10 protein-coding genes and 2 pseudogenes are annotated in these 16,573 nt (G+C 37.0%); 6 read left to right on the forward strand and 6 right to left on the reverse strand.

Translation table 11 applies throughout. The features are described from left to right. The first annotated feature begins 1,373 nt into the window (after nucleotides 1-1,373). Both B154_RS32560 and B154_RS0119045 read left to right on the forward strand, forming a co-directional pair. Nucleotides 1,374-1,577: a hypothetical protein gene (locus B154_RS32560; RefSeq protein WP_157580879.1), complete on the forward strand. Its 204-nt coding sequence runs from the start codon at nucleotides 1,374-1,376 to the stop codon at nucleotides 1,575-1,577. A gap of 781 nt (nucleotides 1,578-2,358) precedes the next feature. Further along, nucleotides 2,359-3,237, forward strand: coding sequence for a class I SAM-dependent methyltransferase (locus B154_RS0119045; RefSeq protein ID WP_018615925.1), 879 nt, complete (start codon nucleotides 2,359-2,361; stop codon nucleotides 3,235-3,237). 427 nt (nucleotides 3,238-3,664) lie between these two features. On the opposite strand, the pseudogene mprA reads toward B154_RS0119045, so the two are convergent. Both mprA and B154_RS0119050 read right to left on the reverse strand, forming a co-directional pair. After that, nucleotides 3,665-3,748, reverse strand: a pseudogene (mprA, locus tag B154_RS33975) (MprA protease, GlyGly-CTERM protein-sorting domain-containing form); the annotation flags it as partial. 96 nt (nucleotides 3,749-3,844) lie between these two features. Then, a complete protein-coding gene (locus B154_RS0119050; RefSeq protein ID WP_018615926.1) occupies nucleotides 3,845-6,118 on the reverse strand; it encodes a TonB-dependent receptor in 2,274 nt (757 codons plus the stop codon). Nucleotides 6,119-6,414: 296 nt separating this feature from the next. Between B154_RS0119050 and B154_RS0119055 the strand changes: the two genes are divergently transcribed. The 4 genes from B154_RS0119055 to B154_RS33145 all read left to right on the forward strand — a co-directional run bounded on the left by B154_RS0119055 (nucleotide 6,415) and on the right by B154_RS33145 (nucleotide 13,586). Continuing rightward, a complete protein-coding gene (locus B154_RS0119055; RefSeq protein ID WP_018615927.1) occupies nucleotides 6,415-6,597 on the forward strand; it encodes a hypothetical protein in 183 nt (60 codons plus the stop codon). Between the two features lie 34 nt (nucleotides 6,598-6,631). Continuing rightward, the gene (locus tag B154_RS0119060) at nucleotides 6,632-9,004 is read left to right on the forward strand and encodes an ABC transporter permease (RefSeq protein WP_018615928.1); all 2,373 of its coding nucleotides are present in this window, start codon (nucleotides 6,632-6,634) and stop codon (nucleotides 9,002-9,004) included. Nucleotides 9,005-10,778: 1,774 nt separating this feature from the next. Then, entirely contained in the window at nucleotides 10,779-12,788 is a 2,010-nt protein-coding gene (locus B154_RS0119075; protein ID WP_018615929.1) for a tail fiber domain-containing protein, read from the forward strand. A gap of 570 nt (nucleotides 12,789-13,358) precedes the next feature. Next, nucleotides 13,359-13,586, forward strand: a complete 228-nt coding sequence (locus B154_RS33145) for a hypothetical protein (RefSeq protein ID WP_026260304.1) — start codon at nucleotides 13,359-13,361, stop codon at nucleotides 13,584-13,586. A gap of 379 nt (nucleotides 13,587-13,965) precedes the next feature. Here B154_RS33145 and B154_RS30270 read toward each other — a convergent pair. The 4 genes and pseudogenes from B154_RS30270 to B154_RS0119105 form a co-directional block, all read right to left on the reverse strand. Beyond that, nucleotides 13,966-14,876: pseudogene (locus tag B154_RS30270) on the reverse strand (IS481 family transposase). A 192-nt stretch (nucleotides 14,877-15,068) separates the two neighbouring features. Further along, the gene (locus tag B154_RS31555; protein WP_083934990.1) at nucleotides 15,069-15,413 is read right to left on the reverse strand and encodes a PhzF family phenazine biosynthesis protein; all 345 of its coding nucleotides are present in this window, start codon (nucleotides 15,411-15,413) and stop codon (nucleotides 15,069-15,071) included. Nucleotides 15,414-15,486: 73 nt separating this feature from the next. Continuing rightward, the gene (locus tag B154_RS0119095) at nucleotides 15,487-15,870 is read right to left on the reverse strand and encodes a YciI family protein (RefSeq protein WP_018615932.1); all 384 of its coding nucleotides are present in this window, start codon (nucleotides 15,868-15,870) and stop codon (nucleotides 15,487-15,489) included. A 438-nt stretch (nucleotides 15,871-16,308) separates the two neighbouring features. After that, a partial coding sequence (locus tag B154_RS0119105; RefSeq protein ID WP_018615934.1) for an integrase core domain-containing protein occupies nucleotides 16,309-16,573 on the reverse strand: 265 nt, incomplete at its 5' end.

Below are 16,573 nucleotides of genomic sequence, written 5' to 3' on the forward strand. Positions count from 1 at the left end.
ACTATTAGTTATGAGTCGTAAGGTTTGTGCATTTAGTGATCCCATTTTTTCTGTTCCCTTCAATACATCTCCAGACTTAGACCATTTATCAAGAGCGACAGAGTCAGTCACAAATCGTTGCCATATGCCTGCCTTTCGAANGTATAACCCTCTTCCTGCCGCTGCCGGTGAGGATAGGTAAATTAACATACCGTCAGGTGGGGTGAGCGTGTTAATAGTTGCAGTATCAGTTAATCGAGGTAGCAAAAAACCTTGTCTGTCACTTTCCAATTCCAGGATGGAGGACTTGTTTATTTGTGTTGGGTTAGAGCCGATCTTTAATTGGGAAAAAGCAGAACTGACCGTTAAAACAAAAGCAATGACAAGAAATATTTTAATTACATGAACTGAATAAAGTTTTTTCATGAGATAATGTATTTTCTAATTTTTGTATAAACGTTAAAAAGGGAAAAATAGTATTTTAAGTATCCGGAAGATGGTTATATGACTGGGATTGAAAGTATGCTAGCTTGTTTCAGCTTTTTTGACAAAATATTATTAGAGAGGACGGTATATTGATTGCGAATTCTAAGAATAATTTCTATTTTTAGAAACACAGGGAAATAGTAAATGCAACAAACTTTTATCAAAACAATAAATGGAATTACTTTAGAATTCAATAGACTTCTATACCCAATAAAGTATGCTGTTCTACCTCAAGACGTAGTATACGCCGGGATAGTGATTGTTATAAAAAAAGATGATAAGGAAAAATGGACTATCGATTCTTTAACTAAGTTACCCTCATGGGTAAGAGAAATGAGTTCAGATATTATTATGGTTATTGAAGATAACGAAGCTTCCCTACATACAGTTAACTTTTAGTGGCAATAGTAAGGGCTTGCCACTAAACATTTCTTTTGGTTAACATGGATATTAGAATTGACCTGTCAAGAAAGGTTTATGACTAATATAAATATCCAAATTTTACATTGAATTTAGTAGTTTAAAGCGGCGCATTAGTTTCCTATCAAAAGAAGCTATCTCGAAAGGGCAGCTCTCTAAAGTTTATAAAGCTGTTAAAATATCAAAGTATCATATATATACACACGATTACAAAAATAAAAAATTAGATATTCAATAAAATGGCGTTTGCCCCCGTTTGCCGTTCCCTAAATAGAACATTAACCTGTCACAAAATCCATTTATTTAGATAATTATGCCATAAAAGATATGCAACTGAGGCCAAAAGTTTCTATTTAAATTATTAGTCCTAGCGCTGCGATCGATGTAGCTAAAGGATAGACTAAAGACTAGATAAGAGAGTGGCAGCACAGCGAAGATTACGCGTCATAACTTAATGGTGTTTTGCAGTTGATGTAAAAACAATAGCAATGGAGAGCATGAGCAGTTACTGTCAATACTCTGTTCTTTTTTACACAATGAAGGTCTACTTGTTATTCGTTTCGACAGAAAGTTTACTAAAAACATTACCAGGATTATCAATGGATACAACAGCAATACATGGTATGGACTTAACTGATGGAATAGGGCAGTTGACTATGTATTATGGCAATATTGCTAAAAAAAGTTATTAAATAATAAGAAAATTAAAAATTTAAATATTAAGTTTGTTTAATTAGAAATGCTGCAAAATACTTTTATATAACTAACTTACTTTGTTTTATGGTATAAAAGTGGCTGTCTAAAGCGAAATTTGCTTATCTAGACCCCAATTTAATCCTACGAATTTCTTTGAGCAAAATATCCTCCAAATTTTTCTTTATCCAATAATTCTTAAAAGCTTACCATTTTTACTATATATTAATGAAAGGAAACTTTATTAATGCATAATTGGGTAAAGAATAAGCTATAGCAAAGGGACAAGTATTCCAATTTCTTCAACTGGCTATTAAAAAAACTAATCAGGTGTGGCTGGATAGGCGAAGCTATGATTAAAATAAAGGCATGTGTAATTGCCTACGTAAGATTCGTTATTGAACAGTTGACTTGACTAAGTATATATGGAAAAATAAACAGGAAAATTTAGAAGTCTTTACATTAACGATTAAATTAATAATCAACATAGCGCGGTGCTTTTACTTATTGCAGCCAATTGATTATATAATTCAAATACTTCTAAACAGCTAATTCCTAAACTGAGTATTCAAAGGAATGGAAGAATTCTTACTTAAATCCCCATGGCGGTTTCAATGACCCTAATTTTTTTGTTTTTGCAAGTATCCATGTAAATAAAACTATAACTGGCAACCACAAACATCTTCATTAATAAAGTCAATTTTCCTTATAGTGTATGAAAAGAATTGATCAAAACTCTGTGGTTATACCTTCATATTCCCTAACACATAAACACCATTTATGCTTTCACAAATCAAAACTTTTTTGCAACCGGGTGCGGTAATCGAAGAAACAGAAACTTACCTGCAAATCCCTATCAATCAACCTTCGGAAGGATTAAAAGCAAATGCTTATTATTTTAATCAACCTGAGTGGGCAGAAGAATATNTNACATACTGCCATAGAAGTGATGAATTTATAAACCGCTGGAAAGCNGCCATAGGAGANTGGAATGATAAGGTNGTTGTAGACATTGGATGCGGACCAGGAAATATTTTTGCTTCCTTAAAAGGAAAGCCAAAGCTCTTGATTGGTATAGANGTTGCACCAAAATCTCTGGAAATGGCAAAAGATTTAGGTTACTTGCCCGTGCTGGCAGATGCAACAAATCTTCCTTTTAAATCAGGATTTGCAGATATAGTCACCCTCAATGCTGCTCTTCATCACTGTGAAGATATGGAGGCCGTGCTGAAAGAAGCTGCCCGTTTGGTAAAACCGGGAGGAATGTTGATAACTGATCATGACCCTCAATTAAGCGCATGGAATTATAAAGGAGTTGCTAAACTGCTGTGGAACGGACGTTTAGTTTGGTATAAAATAGTGGGCCGGGGATTTCATAAAACAAATGATCAGCAACATTGGGGTTTGGCATGCGAAATCCACCACAAGCCGGGACATGGAGTAACCCGGAAAATGTTCAGATCTATTTTGGAACCTTCTGGTTTTAAGGTTAGCATTTTTCCCCATAATCATACCGTAGGAGCAGAAGTCTTACAAGGAAAGAAAGGCAAAGCTGATTTTAAGTACCGATTAGGAAACATATTATCAGGAAGAAACCCAAATGCAGACGATAGCGCTTTAACTCTTATGTGTGTAGCAAAAAAGCATTCATTTGTATAAGGCATTAGAGATGATAGCTAAGATGATGCATTTTACTTTGAATTAGGGACCAATTTCTAATGTATCACTACTAAAATATAATTTATTTAAGTGCAGCAAATATTTCTAAATATCAAAATTCTGCAATTGCTGAACCACAGCTTCCGTCCCCCCAGCTTTTTTACAGATACTTTTGTTACCGATGCGTTGCTCTCTTCATTTATTTGATCTGCCTGTTTTTATATGTTTAAAATTCGGCTTTGTCGCGTCTGTTGAAATAAAAGTATGTATTATCATTTTTCCCTGATAATTATGTTGAGATAGAACAAAATGTTTTGAAATAAGTACACCTAGGAAAAGTAACTTGTTCCATTGTAATCCTCCTTACTATTTCTATTCCTACCAAAGTCCTTGATGCTGATTCAAAACTCTTAAAACCAAGCATATTCTAAATCCTCCACTTGATAAATCTATGAAAAAAGGTAATAGCGCCTGCGGCTAAAAGAAGCATAGCTGTAGCGGGAGTAACCGCCGAACCTAAATCGCTGAATAGAAGTACTACTGCTGGTTACAATAGAAAAAACAAAGCTACCGAAGTAGCGTTTTCTGTTTAGGACATTACGATGCTTTAGAAGAATACCGTAAAACTTGCTCTTGCAAAGAAGGGTGTTCCTGGTGTGAAATGGATTTCTGAAACCGGTGCTGGTTCATTCTGTAACCTGCTTTCCGTATCAAACTGTGTTTCTTTCCACTTTACATTGAACAGATTTTGAATGGCAATTCCTGCTTCCCATCTTTTCTTAGTGTAATTAATAGCGGCGTCGGTAACAAAGTAGCCTTTTGCTACTACTGAATTGTCTTCGTTTGCTGGTCTATCTGCCATGTACCGGTAACGCAAGCTACCATTCCAGCCCTCTTCTTTTCTGTAGGTAAGTCCTCCTACACTTGAAAAGCGCGGGGCTAAAGGCAAATAACTGTTCGCTTTGTCCACGCCTAATGCTCTTGGATTAGCAAGACTAACATCAGCATCGGCAAACACCTTTTTTATTACTTCATACCGTGCTGAAAAATCAAACCCGTAGCGTCTTGTTTTTCCACCCGCTTCTACTACTCCTTCGTCGCCAACATACACAAATTCCTGGTCGAGCCACAAGTACCAAAGAGCTGATTGAAAAAGTAATTTCCTGCCAACTTTGAAAATGCCACCCAAATCAGAACCGTAAGCTGATGGCAATACTTTCTTTCCATTCTGTTGTACGGCTACTCTTGTATCGTTGCTGTGAAAGCCTCTTCCGTTGTATAAATACAGTTGCACCTTATCGTTTAAGCGGTAGTTGAAATTAAGTTTGGGGCTGATAATAGCTGCATTGGTTGAACTTACTTGTGATGCTAACTTGTCATTATAGCGATTGGTAAAGTAATCGCCACGAAATGCACCGGTAATATCGAGTTTCTTTGAAACTGAAAAACGTTGCGACCAATAAGCCCCTGCGTTCATTTCGTTAATGTCGCCAAGCATAATGTCGGCGGTGTTTACAGTTCTGTTTTTTGTTCTTGTAAGTTCAATGTTCTTAATGGCATCAAATCTTACCTGAATACCTGCATTTGTTTCAGAAGGTATGTTACCAATGTAAAAGACCCTGCGAAATGAACCGTTGTAACCATATATGTTCCTGTCTTCTTTTTGACGTATCTGGTCACCGTTTACCCGGTCTTCTTTGTAAAAAGTAAAATTGGAATAAAGCTCAAACTTGTAGCGGCTGTAGTATAGCTCGTTACGAAGCAAGGCACCATTCCCAAGGTTTGTCAGCAGTTCTACATTGGCATTGTACCTCGACGTTTTACCGCCTTCTGTGTTGTCGATTGCTCCGTAAAAGCCCACCATTCCGCTTTCAACGGCTCTATCCGGTATTTGACCTGATGCATTCCATTTGCTGGTAAATCCTGTAAGTGTAGTAGTTAATGTGCTGCTGTTACTGATACTGCCGTGATATTTTAAAACGCTATTGAATCGGTTAAAATCCTGTGGGCTGTCGAAATATCCTTTTGTGTAAGATGCTTCTCCGGCAAAATATAGGCTTTGGCTTCTACGGTCACCTTTAGGCTTCATCAGGTTTATCCCTGTAATTCCTCGAAATGTACTGAATTGCCCTCCCTCTGCTTTTACAAAGTTGTTTTCTAAATAGTCTTTTGTTTTAAACTCCACAAAACCAGCGGTGGTAAAGTTTCCTTTGTCTGCAAAATAAGGTCCTTTATTGAAGTTCACTTTGTCTATTAGTTCAGGGATTACCCAATGCAAATCTGCATAACCTTGCCCATGTGCATGGCTCACCATATTTACAGGCGTTCCATCTACAGATATGTTTATATCTGTACCATGGTCTAAGTCAAATCCTCTTAAAAATATCTGCTCTGCCTTGCCGCCTCCGGCATGTTGCCCTATAAATAGCCCTGGAACCATCCGCAATACTTCCTGTGAATTATTGATAGGTCGCAAATGAATATCAAGGTCGCTGATGGTTTTAAAAACACCGCTACTGGCAGTACCTTTCACCCGAACTTCCTCAAGGTTGGAAACTCTTGCGTGTAAGTAAATAATAGCTGTATTATTGGTAGCAGTCAATGAGTCTAAGCCAATTGATTTTGTTTCAAACCCAATGTAGCTAACGTTCAATTTCAAAACTGTTGGGGGCAGGTTCTTAAATGAGACAAACCCGTTTTCGTCTGCATCTGTATTAAATGTCGCATCTTCATTTTGTACAAATGCATCCTGAATTGGCACTTTGGTTTCAGCATTTACAATGTAAATGCCTTTGATGTTGGGTTGCGAAAAGGCGATAAAACCACTTCCAAGGAAAAAGAAAAGCAGTATAAATTTTGATAATGGTATTAGATTTCTCATCCCCCAAGTGTTGACTAATGGTATAATATTATACGAAAAAGTCACTGTTTCAGATTGACAGCCGTAAAGTTGTTCATTAAACAAGTCTTTGTTATGTGATTAGGCACAGCTTTCCGGCAATTTGCCGCTACGAGAAGAAATAAAAAAAGCCCAATGATGTCTAGTCCTAAAATAGCTCTACAGCAATACGATGTAGGATGACAGAAAAACGAAAGCAAAAAAACCGATCTAGTCTCCTGCGCAAACATCCTTGAATATCTTTATTCACCTTTCACAGTGGAAGCTTTAAAACAGAAATGTTGTGGATAACAAGGGTATGCGCAACTGATGAAAAAAGATTTAATGTACAGGAGTGCCCAATGCAACTTATTGTTTTGAATGTAACAAAATCGAACACTGCTGTATCGAAAACGAACTCATTTGATGTAGCTAACGCCTTTACTTACTTGATTATCAGGAAGAAAATTATTGGCACCTGATTGGTGCTTCGTAAAAGCTTAAATAAGCCTACACATGTTTAAAAACTATATTAAAACAGCATGGCGCAGCTTGGTTAAAAACAAGTTCTACACTGCCATTAATATTCTTGGTTTATCTATTGGCTTAACAACTTCCATTCTTTTATTGATGTGGATCCAAGATGAAAGGAGCTTTGACAAATTCAATACTGATTATAACAGGATTTATAATTTGAGCTCCCACTTCGATGTGAACGGAAAAGAACAGGTTTGGGGTGGCGTTCCAGGTCCGTTATTCAAATATGCGAGATCACTGGCGCAGGTGCAAAACATTACTAGAGTGACTGGTGATTGGGCTACCTTTCATCAGTCCGGCAGTAAAAACCTGATTGGAGGATTGCACGTAGGCTATGTTGACAGCAGCTTTTTTTCGGTCTTCAACTTTTCACCAATCCAAGGTGCGACTAACAGTTTGTTTACTGCCACCAACAATGTTTTGCTCACCGAAGAAACGGCGAAAAAGATTTTCGGCACCACTGACATAGTTGGAAAACCGATAGCTTTAGACACAACAAATTTTATTGTAACAGGTGTATTAAAAGACTTTCCGCAAAATTCCTCGTTGCGCTTTGATGCGTTGTTCCCAATGAGCCTGTATGCTAAAAGTTTTACCGCATCGGGCGGTAACGGTGATTGGAAAACGATTGATGAAGACCTTGGTGATTATGCGTTTGATACTTATATAAAACTTCAACCTAACGTTCGCAGTGTAGCTATCGGTAATGCGCTTAGCAAAATGTATAAAGATGCACGCAATGGCGATAGCCAGTCGAAATTTTTGTTGCAGCCATTGGCAGATAAACATTTAATAACGGCCGATGGTAATAAGTCCGGTTTGCGTATTGTACAAGTATTTATCATTATTACGATTTTATTGCTTGCGATCGCGGCTGTTAATTATGTCAATCTTTCAACAGCCCGTTCTATGGCAAGAGCTAAAGAGGTTAGTGTGCGCAAAGTTATTGGCGCTAACAAATTGCATTTATTCATGCAGTTTTTAGTTGAAACACTTATTATTTTTATTATTGTCGCATTGATTGCTCTTGTTTTGGTATCGTTATTAATTCCCGTGTACAACGACATCTCGGGCAAATCGTTAGAATTTTCTCTGGCCAATCCTTCTGTTTGGATTATCATTGGCATCGCTGTATTTAGCACGCTAATTCTATCGGGCGTTTATCCTGCCTTACATCTTTCCTCATTCAATCCCATCAACTCTTTAAAAGGAAAATTAAGCCAGAGCACCAGCAGTATTGTACTGCGCAAGGTGCTGGTGGTTTTCCAATTTTCCATCTCGGTGATGCTCATCATTTGCACCCTCGTTATAAGTAGGCAGATGAAGTATATAAGCCAGATAGATTTAGGATATGATAAAGAGGAGGTGTTTACCGTGCCACTTAGTGATGAAGCAATTAACCATGTTGATGCTGTAAAAGATGAGCTGAAGCATATGTCAGGCATTACGGCAACAGCTTTATCTAATGTTTACAACATGGCTGACTATCAAAATTCAACCGGTGATATAGACTGGACGGGCAAACCCAAAGACAATAACATGATTGTGGTTAACGCAAATGTTGATAAAGACTTTATACCTCTGATGAATTTTCAGTTTGTTGAAGGGGGGAATTTTAAAGGCATGCCTTCTGATACGGCATCGTACATCATTAATGAAACAATGGCAAAAGAAATGGGACTAAAGCCTCCCTATGTAGGACAGCAGATGAGCGTGCACGATGCACCTGGAGTTATCATTGGCGTGGTAAAAGATTTCCACTTTCAATCATTGAAAACCAAGATAACACCTTTTGTTTTTTGGACCCAGCGCTGGAAAAATATTCTGTATGTGAAAACAACCGCGGCGCGCGCAAAGGAATCTATTCAAGCAGTTCAGAAAATTTATAATAAGTACACAGGTGTTAACCCTTTTACTTACAGTTTCGTTGATACAAAGTTTGACGAGCTATACAAAACAGATAACCGCACCAAAACACTATTCAACATATTTGCAGCCATCGCCATTTTCATATCATGCTTAGGCTTGCTGGCTTTAGCCACTTATTCAGCACAAATACGCACTAAAGAAATCGGCGTAAGAAAAGTATTGGGCGCAAGTGTTGCCGATATCGTTGCCCTGATCGCCAAAGATTTTATCGCCCTGGTTATCATTGCCATAATTATTGCCATTCCGGTTGCCCTTTATAGCATGAACAAATGGCTCGAAAACTTTGCTTATAAAACAAGTATTAGTTATTGGCTCTTTGTTGCAGCAAGCTGCATTGCTGTCGGTATTGCCACCCTAACTATCGGTTTTCAGGCAATTAAAGCGGCAATAGCAAACCCGGCGAAAAGCTTAAAAACCGAATGAGGGACGCATCTGCTGAAATGACTTTCAAAAATACCTTTAAGTTCAACGCTTAGGCGGCCAAGAACAAAATGTTGTGTAATAAGTTGCCATAGGAAAAGTTACAAGTTCCTTCTTAATCATCCTTATAATAAACACTGCCAGTAACTGCGATGAGATTTTTAAAGTAGTCGAAGCGAAAGGATTACCGGATACAATTGTAGTTGATGTAAACATGCCAATTAAGACATTAGATGAATGCGTTTATGCTATATGTACTAAGGCAGAATTAAATAAAATTCCGTTAGTAGCATTATCCGATGCTATTGATAGCAGCAACATTAAAAAATACTATGATAACAAATTCAAAAGTTTTACGAGTTAGGAAGTAACGGTTTTTTTGTTAAAAACGGAAGCTTTGCAGAACCGAAGGAACATTCATAAGAATAGTGGAATATTGGCAGAAAAGTAAAGTGCCGGAATAAGGAAAGCAGAATAAAAAAGTATTATCTTTTTACTTAATTAATAGGATTGGTATTACCAGAAAAAACTGTTACATAACTTTACCTAAGGCTTTATGTGAAGTCTTTAAGTCAGAAATTAACGGAATTGTATAAGTGTTGCAAAAATTGTTTCATAGTAAATTAATAAGTTCTATTAAAATAAACTTACATTTATATAAAATTAGGGAGCAATACTTAAACAATTTGCGGGGGAACAAGTATGCAAGTATTAACGCTCCCTTATTGTTTTTATGCCTATTATTTCAATTACAAAGGTAAGAAACATAATTTTAAATGCGATGTGTTGTTGAATGGTTGCAAATTTTCTCTTTATATATTATAAGTTGCTGATTCTTACCTTAGGAAAACAATAACCGTTAAACATCTTTCAAATCTAGTTCTATCTTAAGTAGTTCTGTAGACGTAATAAGATAGGTTTTCCTGCTCTTGAAGTCGTTGTAAACATTGTCCTAAATCAATAATTTGCTAAAGTGCTGCATGAAACAGATTTTTGAGAAGTTTATAAATATGCAGATATTATATTAATATTTCTTTGCATTTATCGCATTTAAATAATATCTTTATGCTCACCTTCATTCACTGTTCCCCCAGTTTTTTCTAGCCCGTGAAATATTTCCTAGGAACCAGCAAAAGAGTCTATAGCAATATCCATTAGTCTTTAAGCAAGCAAATAGCAAGAGTAAGAAAGTTCACCAGTAAGTCCGAAAAATTTTTACTAATTTTTTTACTGCAAAAACTGTTTTTTGGCAGTATAAATCTTTTGTTTATAAAGTGAAATTTACAACTCTCGCTAACTTCTATCAAAACTAAAATTATTCATATGAAAAAATTAGCCACTTTCGTTATAAGAATTCCCACGAATACATCTCCGGGTTGCTAATATTGTTTGTAAGTTTAAACCTATTCCTTATTTGCCCAGCCAAGATATGTTAGCTGGGCAAATAGCAGTTTATTAGGCAAATTTGCATTAAGTAGAGTTGTATATCATGTGAGCCACCTGCACAATCAATTACCTTATTAGAGATTCTTACAGCGATTACTAATATCCTTCCAAGTTCTATCTAAAATAAAAGCTTATATTATGACAATAGCCAAAAGTATAGTTTAGAAGATAGGTAGATAAGATAGGAAGTGAATTCGTGACGCGTTACCAGTTATCGTAGCTTTTTTCAGATTGTTTATAGCAACTTTCAGATATTTCACGACAACTGTTTTCTCCTATACTTCCGTTTTCTTTCACAGCACCTTTTTAAACTTAATTAAAACTAAATTTTATGAAACCGTATGTTCTTACAGCAGCCATTTTATGCCTTTCTGCCATCTACGTTAATTGCCAGACAAATACAAAGCTTGGCAATCATGCTCTTTTTAACAACACTACTGGTACTAATAATACGGCAGTCGGCTATTATTCCTTGTTTAAAAACACTACTGGAATCGACAATGCAGGGCATGGCGCATACACGTTGTATTCCAATAAAACTGGGAAATGGAATACTGCAAATGGCGTGAATGCACTTTTCAATAACATATCTGCCAATTCCAACACCGCCACAGGAGTTCAAGCGTTGTATAAAAACACTACTGGCGAATGGAATACGGCCAATGGAGTTAATGCTCTTTATTCTAATACCGGAGGCAGTTATAATGTGGCCACGGGGGTATATGCCCTTACTTCAAACACCACTGGTTCATATAATACAGCTACTGGCCTTTATGCCTTACAAAACAATACCAGTGGTGGTTACAATACAGCATACGGAGTGAATACTCTTACTGCTAACACTATTGGAGGAAATAATACAGCTGCGGGTTTTCAGGCACTGTACAGAAACACGACCGGGCAGAACAATACCGCAAACGGTGTAAACGCTTTGTTTTCTAATACTACTGGTTTGTACAATACGGCTAGCGGCTGGAATGCGCTTTTCAATAACATAACTGCCAATTCCAACACTGCCACAGGAGTTCAAGCGTTATACAAAAACACTACTGGCCAATGGAATACGGCCAATGGAGTTAATGCTCTTTATTCCAATACCGGAGGCAGTTATAATGTGGCCACGGGGGTATACGCCCTTACCTCAAACACCACTGGTTCATATAATACAGCCACTGGCCTTTATGCCTTACATAACAATACCAGTGGTGGTTACAATACAGCATACGGAGTAAATACTCTTACTGCTAACACTATTGGAGGAAATAATACAGCTGCGGGTTTTCAGGCACTTTACAGAAACACGACCGGGCTGGACAATACCGCAAACGGTTTAAACGCTCTTTTCAGCAATACCACAGGTACAGGAAATACAGGCATAGGCAGCAGCTCCCTATTTTACAATACCACCAATAATTATAATACAGCTCTAGGTTATTTTTCCGGTAATTATAACCTTACTTATAGCGCGGCCACATTTTTAGGATCATTTACCGGGCCAACTGCCAATGGATTTGACAACATTACGGCAGTTGGTTTTGACGCTCTAAATACTGCTTCCAACCAGGTCCGTATTGGCAATAGCTCTGTTACCTCAATAGGAGGATATACGAACTGGACGAATATTTCTGATGGCAGGTTTAAAAAGAATATCAAAGAAGATGTACCAGGACTAAAATTTATCAATGAACTGCGTCCCGTCACCTACACTTTAGACGTGGAAGGTATTGAAAAGGCTCTCAAAGGACCAGCTCATGAGGTAAAAGAAGCCAATGGGAAAACTACAAAGATAGAACCCACAGCCGAAGAACTCAAGGCAAAAGCAGAGAAGGCAAAAATAAAGTACACAGGCTTTGTAGCCCAGGAAGTAGAAGCTGCTGCAAAAAAGCTGAACTATGACTTTAGCGGAGTGGACGCACCCAAAGATGGAAATGGTTTCTATGGCATTCGCTATGCAGAATTTGTAATTCCACTAGTTAAAGCAGTACAGGAGTTAAGCAAGCAAAACGACGAACTAAAAGAAATGATAGCCAAGCTGGCACATGGACAAGCAGTTAATACAAACACCACTACTACTTTAAGCGATATTATTTTATATCAAAACACTCCTAATCCGTTTAGCAACACTACCCGTATCACTTATCAAATTCCCGGAAGTTTTGGAAATGCTCAAGTTATTATTACTGATGCTACCGGCAAGATAATAAAAACAATCCCCGTTACCCACGGCGGAAGGGGAGTATTAAACATTGATTGCTCGTTACTGACCAGTGGCACTTACACCTATTCAATACAAATTGACGACAAGTTAATATTGTCTAAAAAAATGGTAGTGGCTAAATGAGAAAATAGAAGAAGTTTAGGTATGTGCAAAACTTTTTTATTGTAATTCAGCAGAGGAAAATAGGCTTGGGCTGAGATAGTTTTTTAAGACTGTAAAATAAGCTGTGTGGAGGTTAAAATTGTTTTAAGAACTTCAGATGAGAGTCTTTCTCACCTTGGTCTCTCAGCCTCCTTCTGCTGTCTTCCAATTAAGTGGCGTGTTTGCATTTTCAATTGGAAACTGCTTCGTAGAAGTTCAAAAAACACAAAAACCAAGTAACACAAGATGTATTTTTTTTGTGTTCATCATAGTTTCGGACGGTGGCATTTCAAGGCTTCGTGAATAATTGAGTGGTGTAAGGGTTATTCTTAAAAGCATGATCGCCCACTTTGAAAAAATCCTTTGTAGAGAGTTCGTGAGTAGCCTTTGGATGCGGAGCATACATTTAATCTACAGATTAGGTCTTTTTAGGCATTTACAATAAAAATGATTTTTGGATAAAAGCGGGTAGATTTTGCTCTGCCGCTTTATCCTTTTCATCGTTGAGATCAAAACTGTAGTGTAACTACATCAAAGAACAACACGCTTAAAGTGGATAAAACCTTACTTGCAGCAGCATCTGTTCTATTTGATGACGTGTATGTGACCGCAGGCACAAACAGTGTAGCAACGATTGAAGTGAAAGCAGATGCCATTCATTTCTTAAACGAAGCTTTTAAGCACAGCAAAGCCATCCCTGCATCAGATAAGGGAAGGCAGTTTTGGAAGCCACTTACTTCTCGAAGAAACTACCTTAAGACAATAGCACGGAAACGGTAACGCGAAGGTGTGATTATTGGAGATCGAGCATCTGACGTAGCAGAAAAATTTATTACTGCCATGGCAATGCACCGTTTCTGGGAAAGAGAGAAAGCCAGAAGCTTCCTGCATAAGAACTGTTCAATACGAATAATTACAAAGCTCTGTTGAAGAACGGGGCTTTGTAATTTTAGTCGATTTTGATTTTATAACAAAGAAAGTATGGTAGCTGAAGTGGTAATTTGCCGCCCAGTTTGTGTTACATGTGCGGCTCTAAACTAAGGTTGACAGATTGTAAGTTAGAATTTTCTGATGAAAATAGAATAGATGACTTAGGTTTTTTTAAGGCATCGGCGATAAAAATGAATGAACTTTTCTCACCATTTTTAGCCTACGGCCTTTAAGTAAGAGTAAGTTTTTCTCTGAGTACTTCATAAGGTGTTTTCCCTTCAGTGCAGCATTAGGCCGGTGACAATTGTAAAAGGTTTCCCATTCATCCAATTTCTTAAGGATATCAATATCATCTGTGTATTCAACAAGCTGATAAAATTCTTGTTGATCAGTGAGATGGGAGCGCTCAACCTTACCGTTTAAATGAGGACTGGCCTTTTTGATGTACACATGGTTAATTCCTAAGTCCTCACAATGCCAATGAAATAAAGCCTGAAATTCGTGGCCGTTATCTGTTTGAATAGTGTGAATTCTGAAAGGAAACTTACTGCGAATTCTATCAACAAAATCTATTGCATTTTTTTGTGTATGCTCATCATAAATATAAAGGGCTCTTGCTCTGGTAGCATCATCTATAGCAGTGTATTGGTAACGCTTCACCTCATTTCTTGTTAACCAATCAGTAAAATATAGAAACTTTACATCAACTTGAATTCGATGCCCAGGCACTTGCTTTTCATATCGTTTAAACGGTTCCATAGAACGTTTTCTCTGATGCTGCGGCAATTTATTAAGTCCATTGCGTTTTAAAACACTATAAACTCCACTTGCAGATACTTTGATATCATGATAGCGTTTTAAATACCAGGATATTCTAAGCTGACCAAGATAATAATTAGTCCTCAGATAAATAATTAATTCCTCTACATGCCCTGGTACCCTGATTTTTGGATTTTGAGGACAAGGCTTACTATTGATAAGAGCTCTTTCCCCATCGCGTTCATAATCCCGTTTCCATTTATAATAAGTCTGCCTGGAAACACCAAAGCGCCTACAAGCTTTTGAAACATTACCTATCTCTTTTCCGTAGTCGAGGACTTTTAACTTGCGACGAATGTCTGCAATTGCTTTTGTATTCATATCACAAACTTTAATTAACAAGATAAAAACTAAAACTGTCAACCAAAGTCCGAATTTTCATATGTTACAAATCTGTGCTTGTGTGCCTTTATTCTGCTTTCCTCCAAAGGTTATTTTGATTATAATATAATTCGACCTCTTTTCTTAACCAGTTCATATCCGCACTTTTAGGGTACCAATTTCCATTAGTTCTCAATTTTTTAATTCACCTTCAAATACGGTAACGGCTTCGCCATAAATCAATACTTTGTCTGTAAGCAGTTCGGTTGTAATCATCCCTGTTCTTAAAGAAGATTGAAAGGCTTTTAATTTATTTTTTTTGAGTTTTATCACCCAATGTTTTGTAAGGCAAGTTTGTATGCTTCCTGTTACCAGGTCATCGTTAGTTCCTGCCCAGGGCCAAAAATATCGATAATGAAAATCAAAGTCAGGATTATCCCATTGAGAGGTTATCAGAACTCCAGGGATACCACTATCTGAATTTAGTAAAGCCGGAAAATCAGGGTTTAAACTGGCTAGTTGGCTTAATAACCCTATCTACTACCAAATTAACTTGCTCAATTCCTATAAATGGTACATGGGGTACTTTTGTTATGCGTTCGCTTTTCTTTCAGCTATTTGGGTAAACAAAGTCAGTTTGTTCTTCTTTCATTTTTATGGGTCTTACCTCAATACTTGCAGATGGCACAAACTCAAATTCTGGATTCTCTCTTGCAATTGAAATTGCTTCGTCAATGTCGCTTGCTCTAATATGATAATATCCTACCTGTACTTCTTTAGTTGGATCAATTGAAATATTTGTCCAGCTGCCTCCTTTTTTTGAAATAATAAACCCTTCACGAACCATGGGTTGAGCTGCAATTAATTTTCCCTCAGCTTTAAGTCGCCCAATATATACTTCACATTTCTTTATGAATGCCAAATGTTCGTCATCTGTCAATGCGGCCTTGGCATCTACTGCATTTCGAATATAAAGCATAAATTCTTTTTTCATTTTTCACAGTTCAACTTTTGCCAAATTAATAATTTCTTTGATTTTTGTCAAGTCACTTTTTTTCAAGTCGGTTTTACCAAAGAAGCAAGTCCGCCAATAAGAAAATGCGTAAAGTCTCCAATACAAACAGGTCTGCTATAAATTCCTCCTATTAAGTTTGCTTTTGCCGTCCAGTTTAACATTGCAAATCCAAAATAATGAGCGCCTAAAATTTGTAGGTATTACATAATGATTTTAGAAATAGCATCTCATTTTGCGCTATTTTATATCTCATATTTGCGATACTTTTTGGCTATCTATTATTCTCTAGCCTGCCTTTAAATAAAAAATAGTTTGACACTAATAATATAATACGCAAGTGTAAAAAGTTAGCAATTTTCTGAGGCATAAAAGTTAAAGAGATTCCTTTGCTGACCTCCTCCCATTTTTACTGCCAACTTAAATTGGAGATTCGGGCTTGTTGATATACATTTTAACCACTTCATTTGGGGTCATTCCGTTTAAGGAACTATGAGGTCTGAAGTGATTGTATTCCTCTCTCCAGTTTTTTATCTTTTCATCGGCATCCTGTATCGATAGAAACCAGTTAATATTTAAACATTCATCTCTGAAGCTTCCATTAAATGATTCTATAAAGGGATTATCTGTTGGTTTTCCTGGTCTTGAGAAGTCTAAAGTTACTTTATTTTCATATGCCCATTTG

It is taken from the genome of Segetibacter koreensis DSM 18137 (assembly GCF_000374045.1).
GTDB lineage: Bacteria > Bacteroidota > Bacteroidia > Chitinophagales > Chitinophagaceae > Segetibacter > Segetibacter koreensis.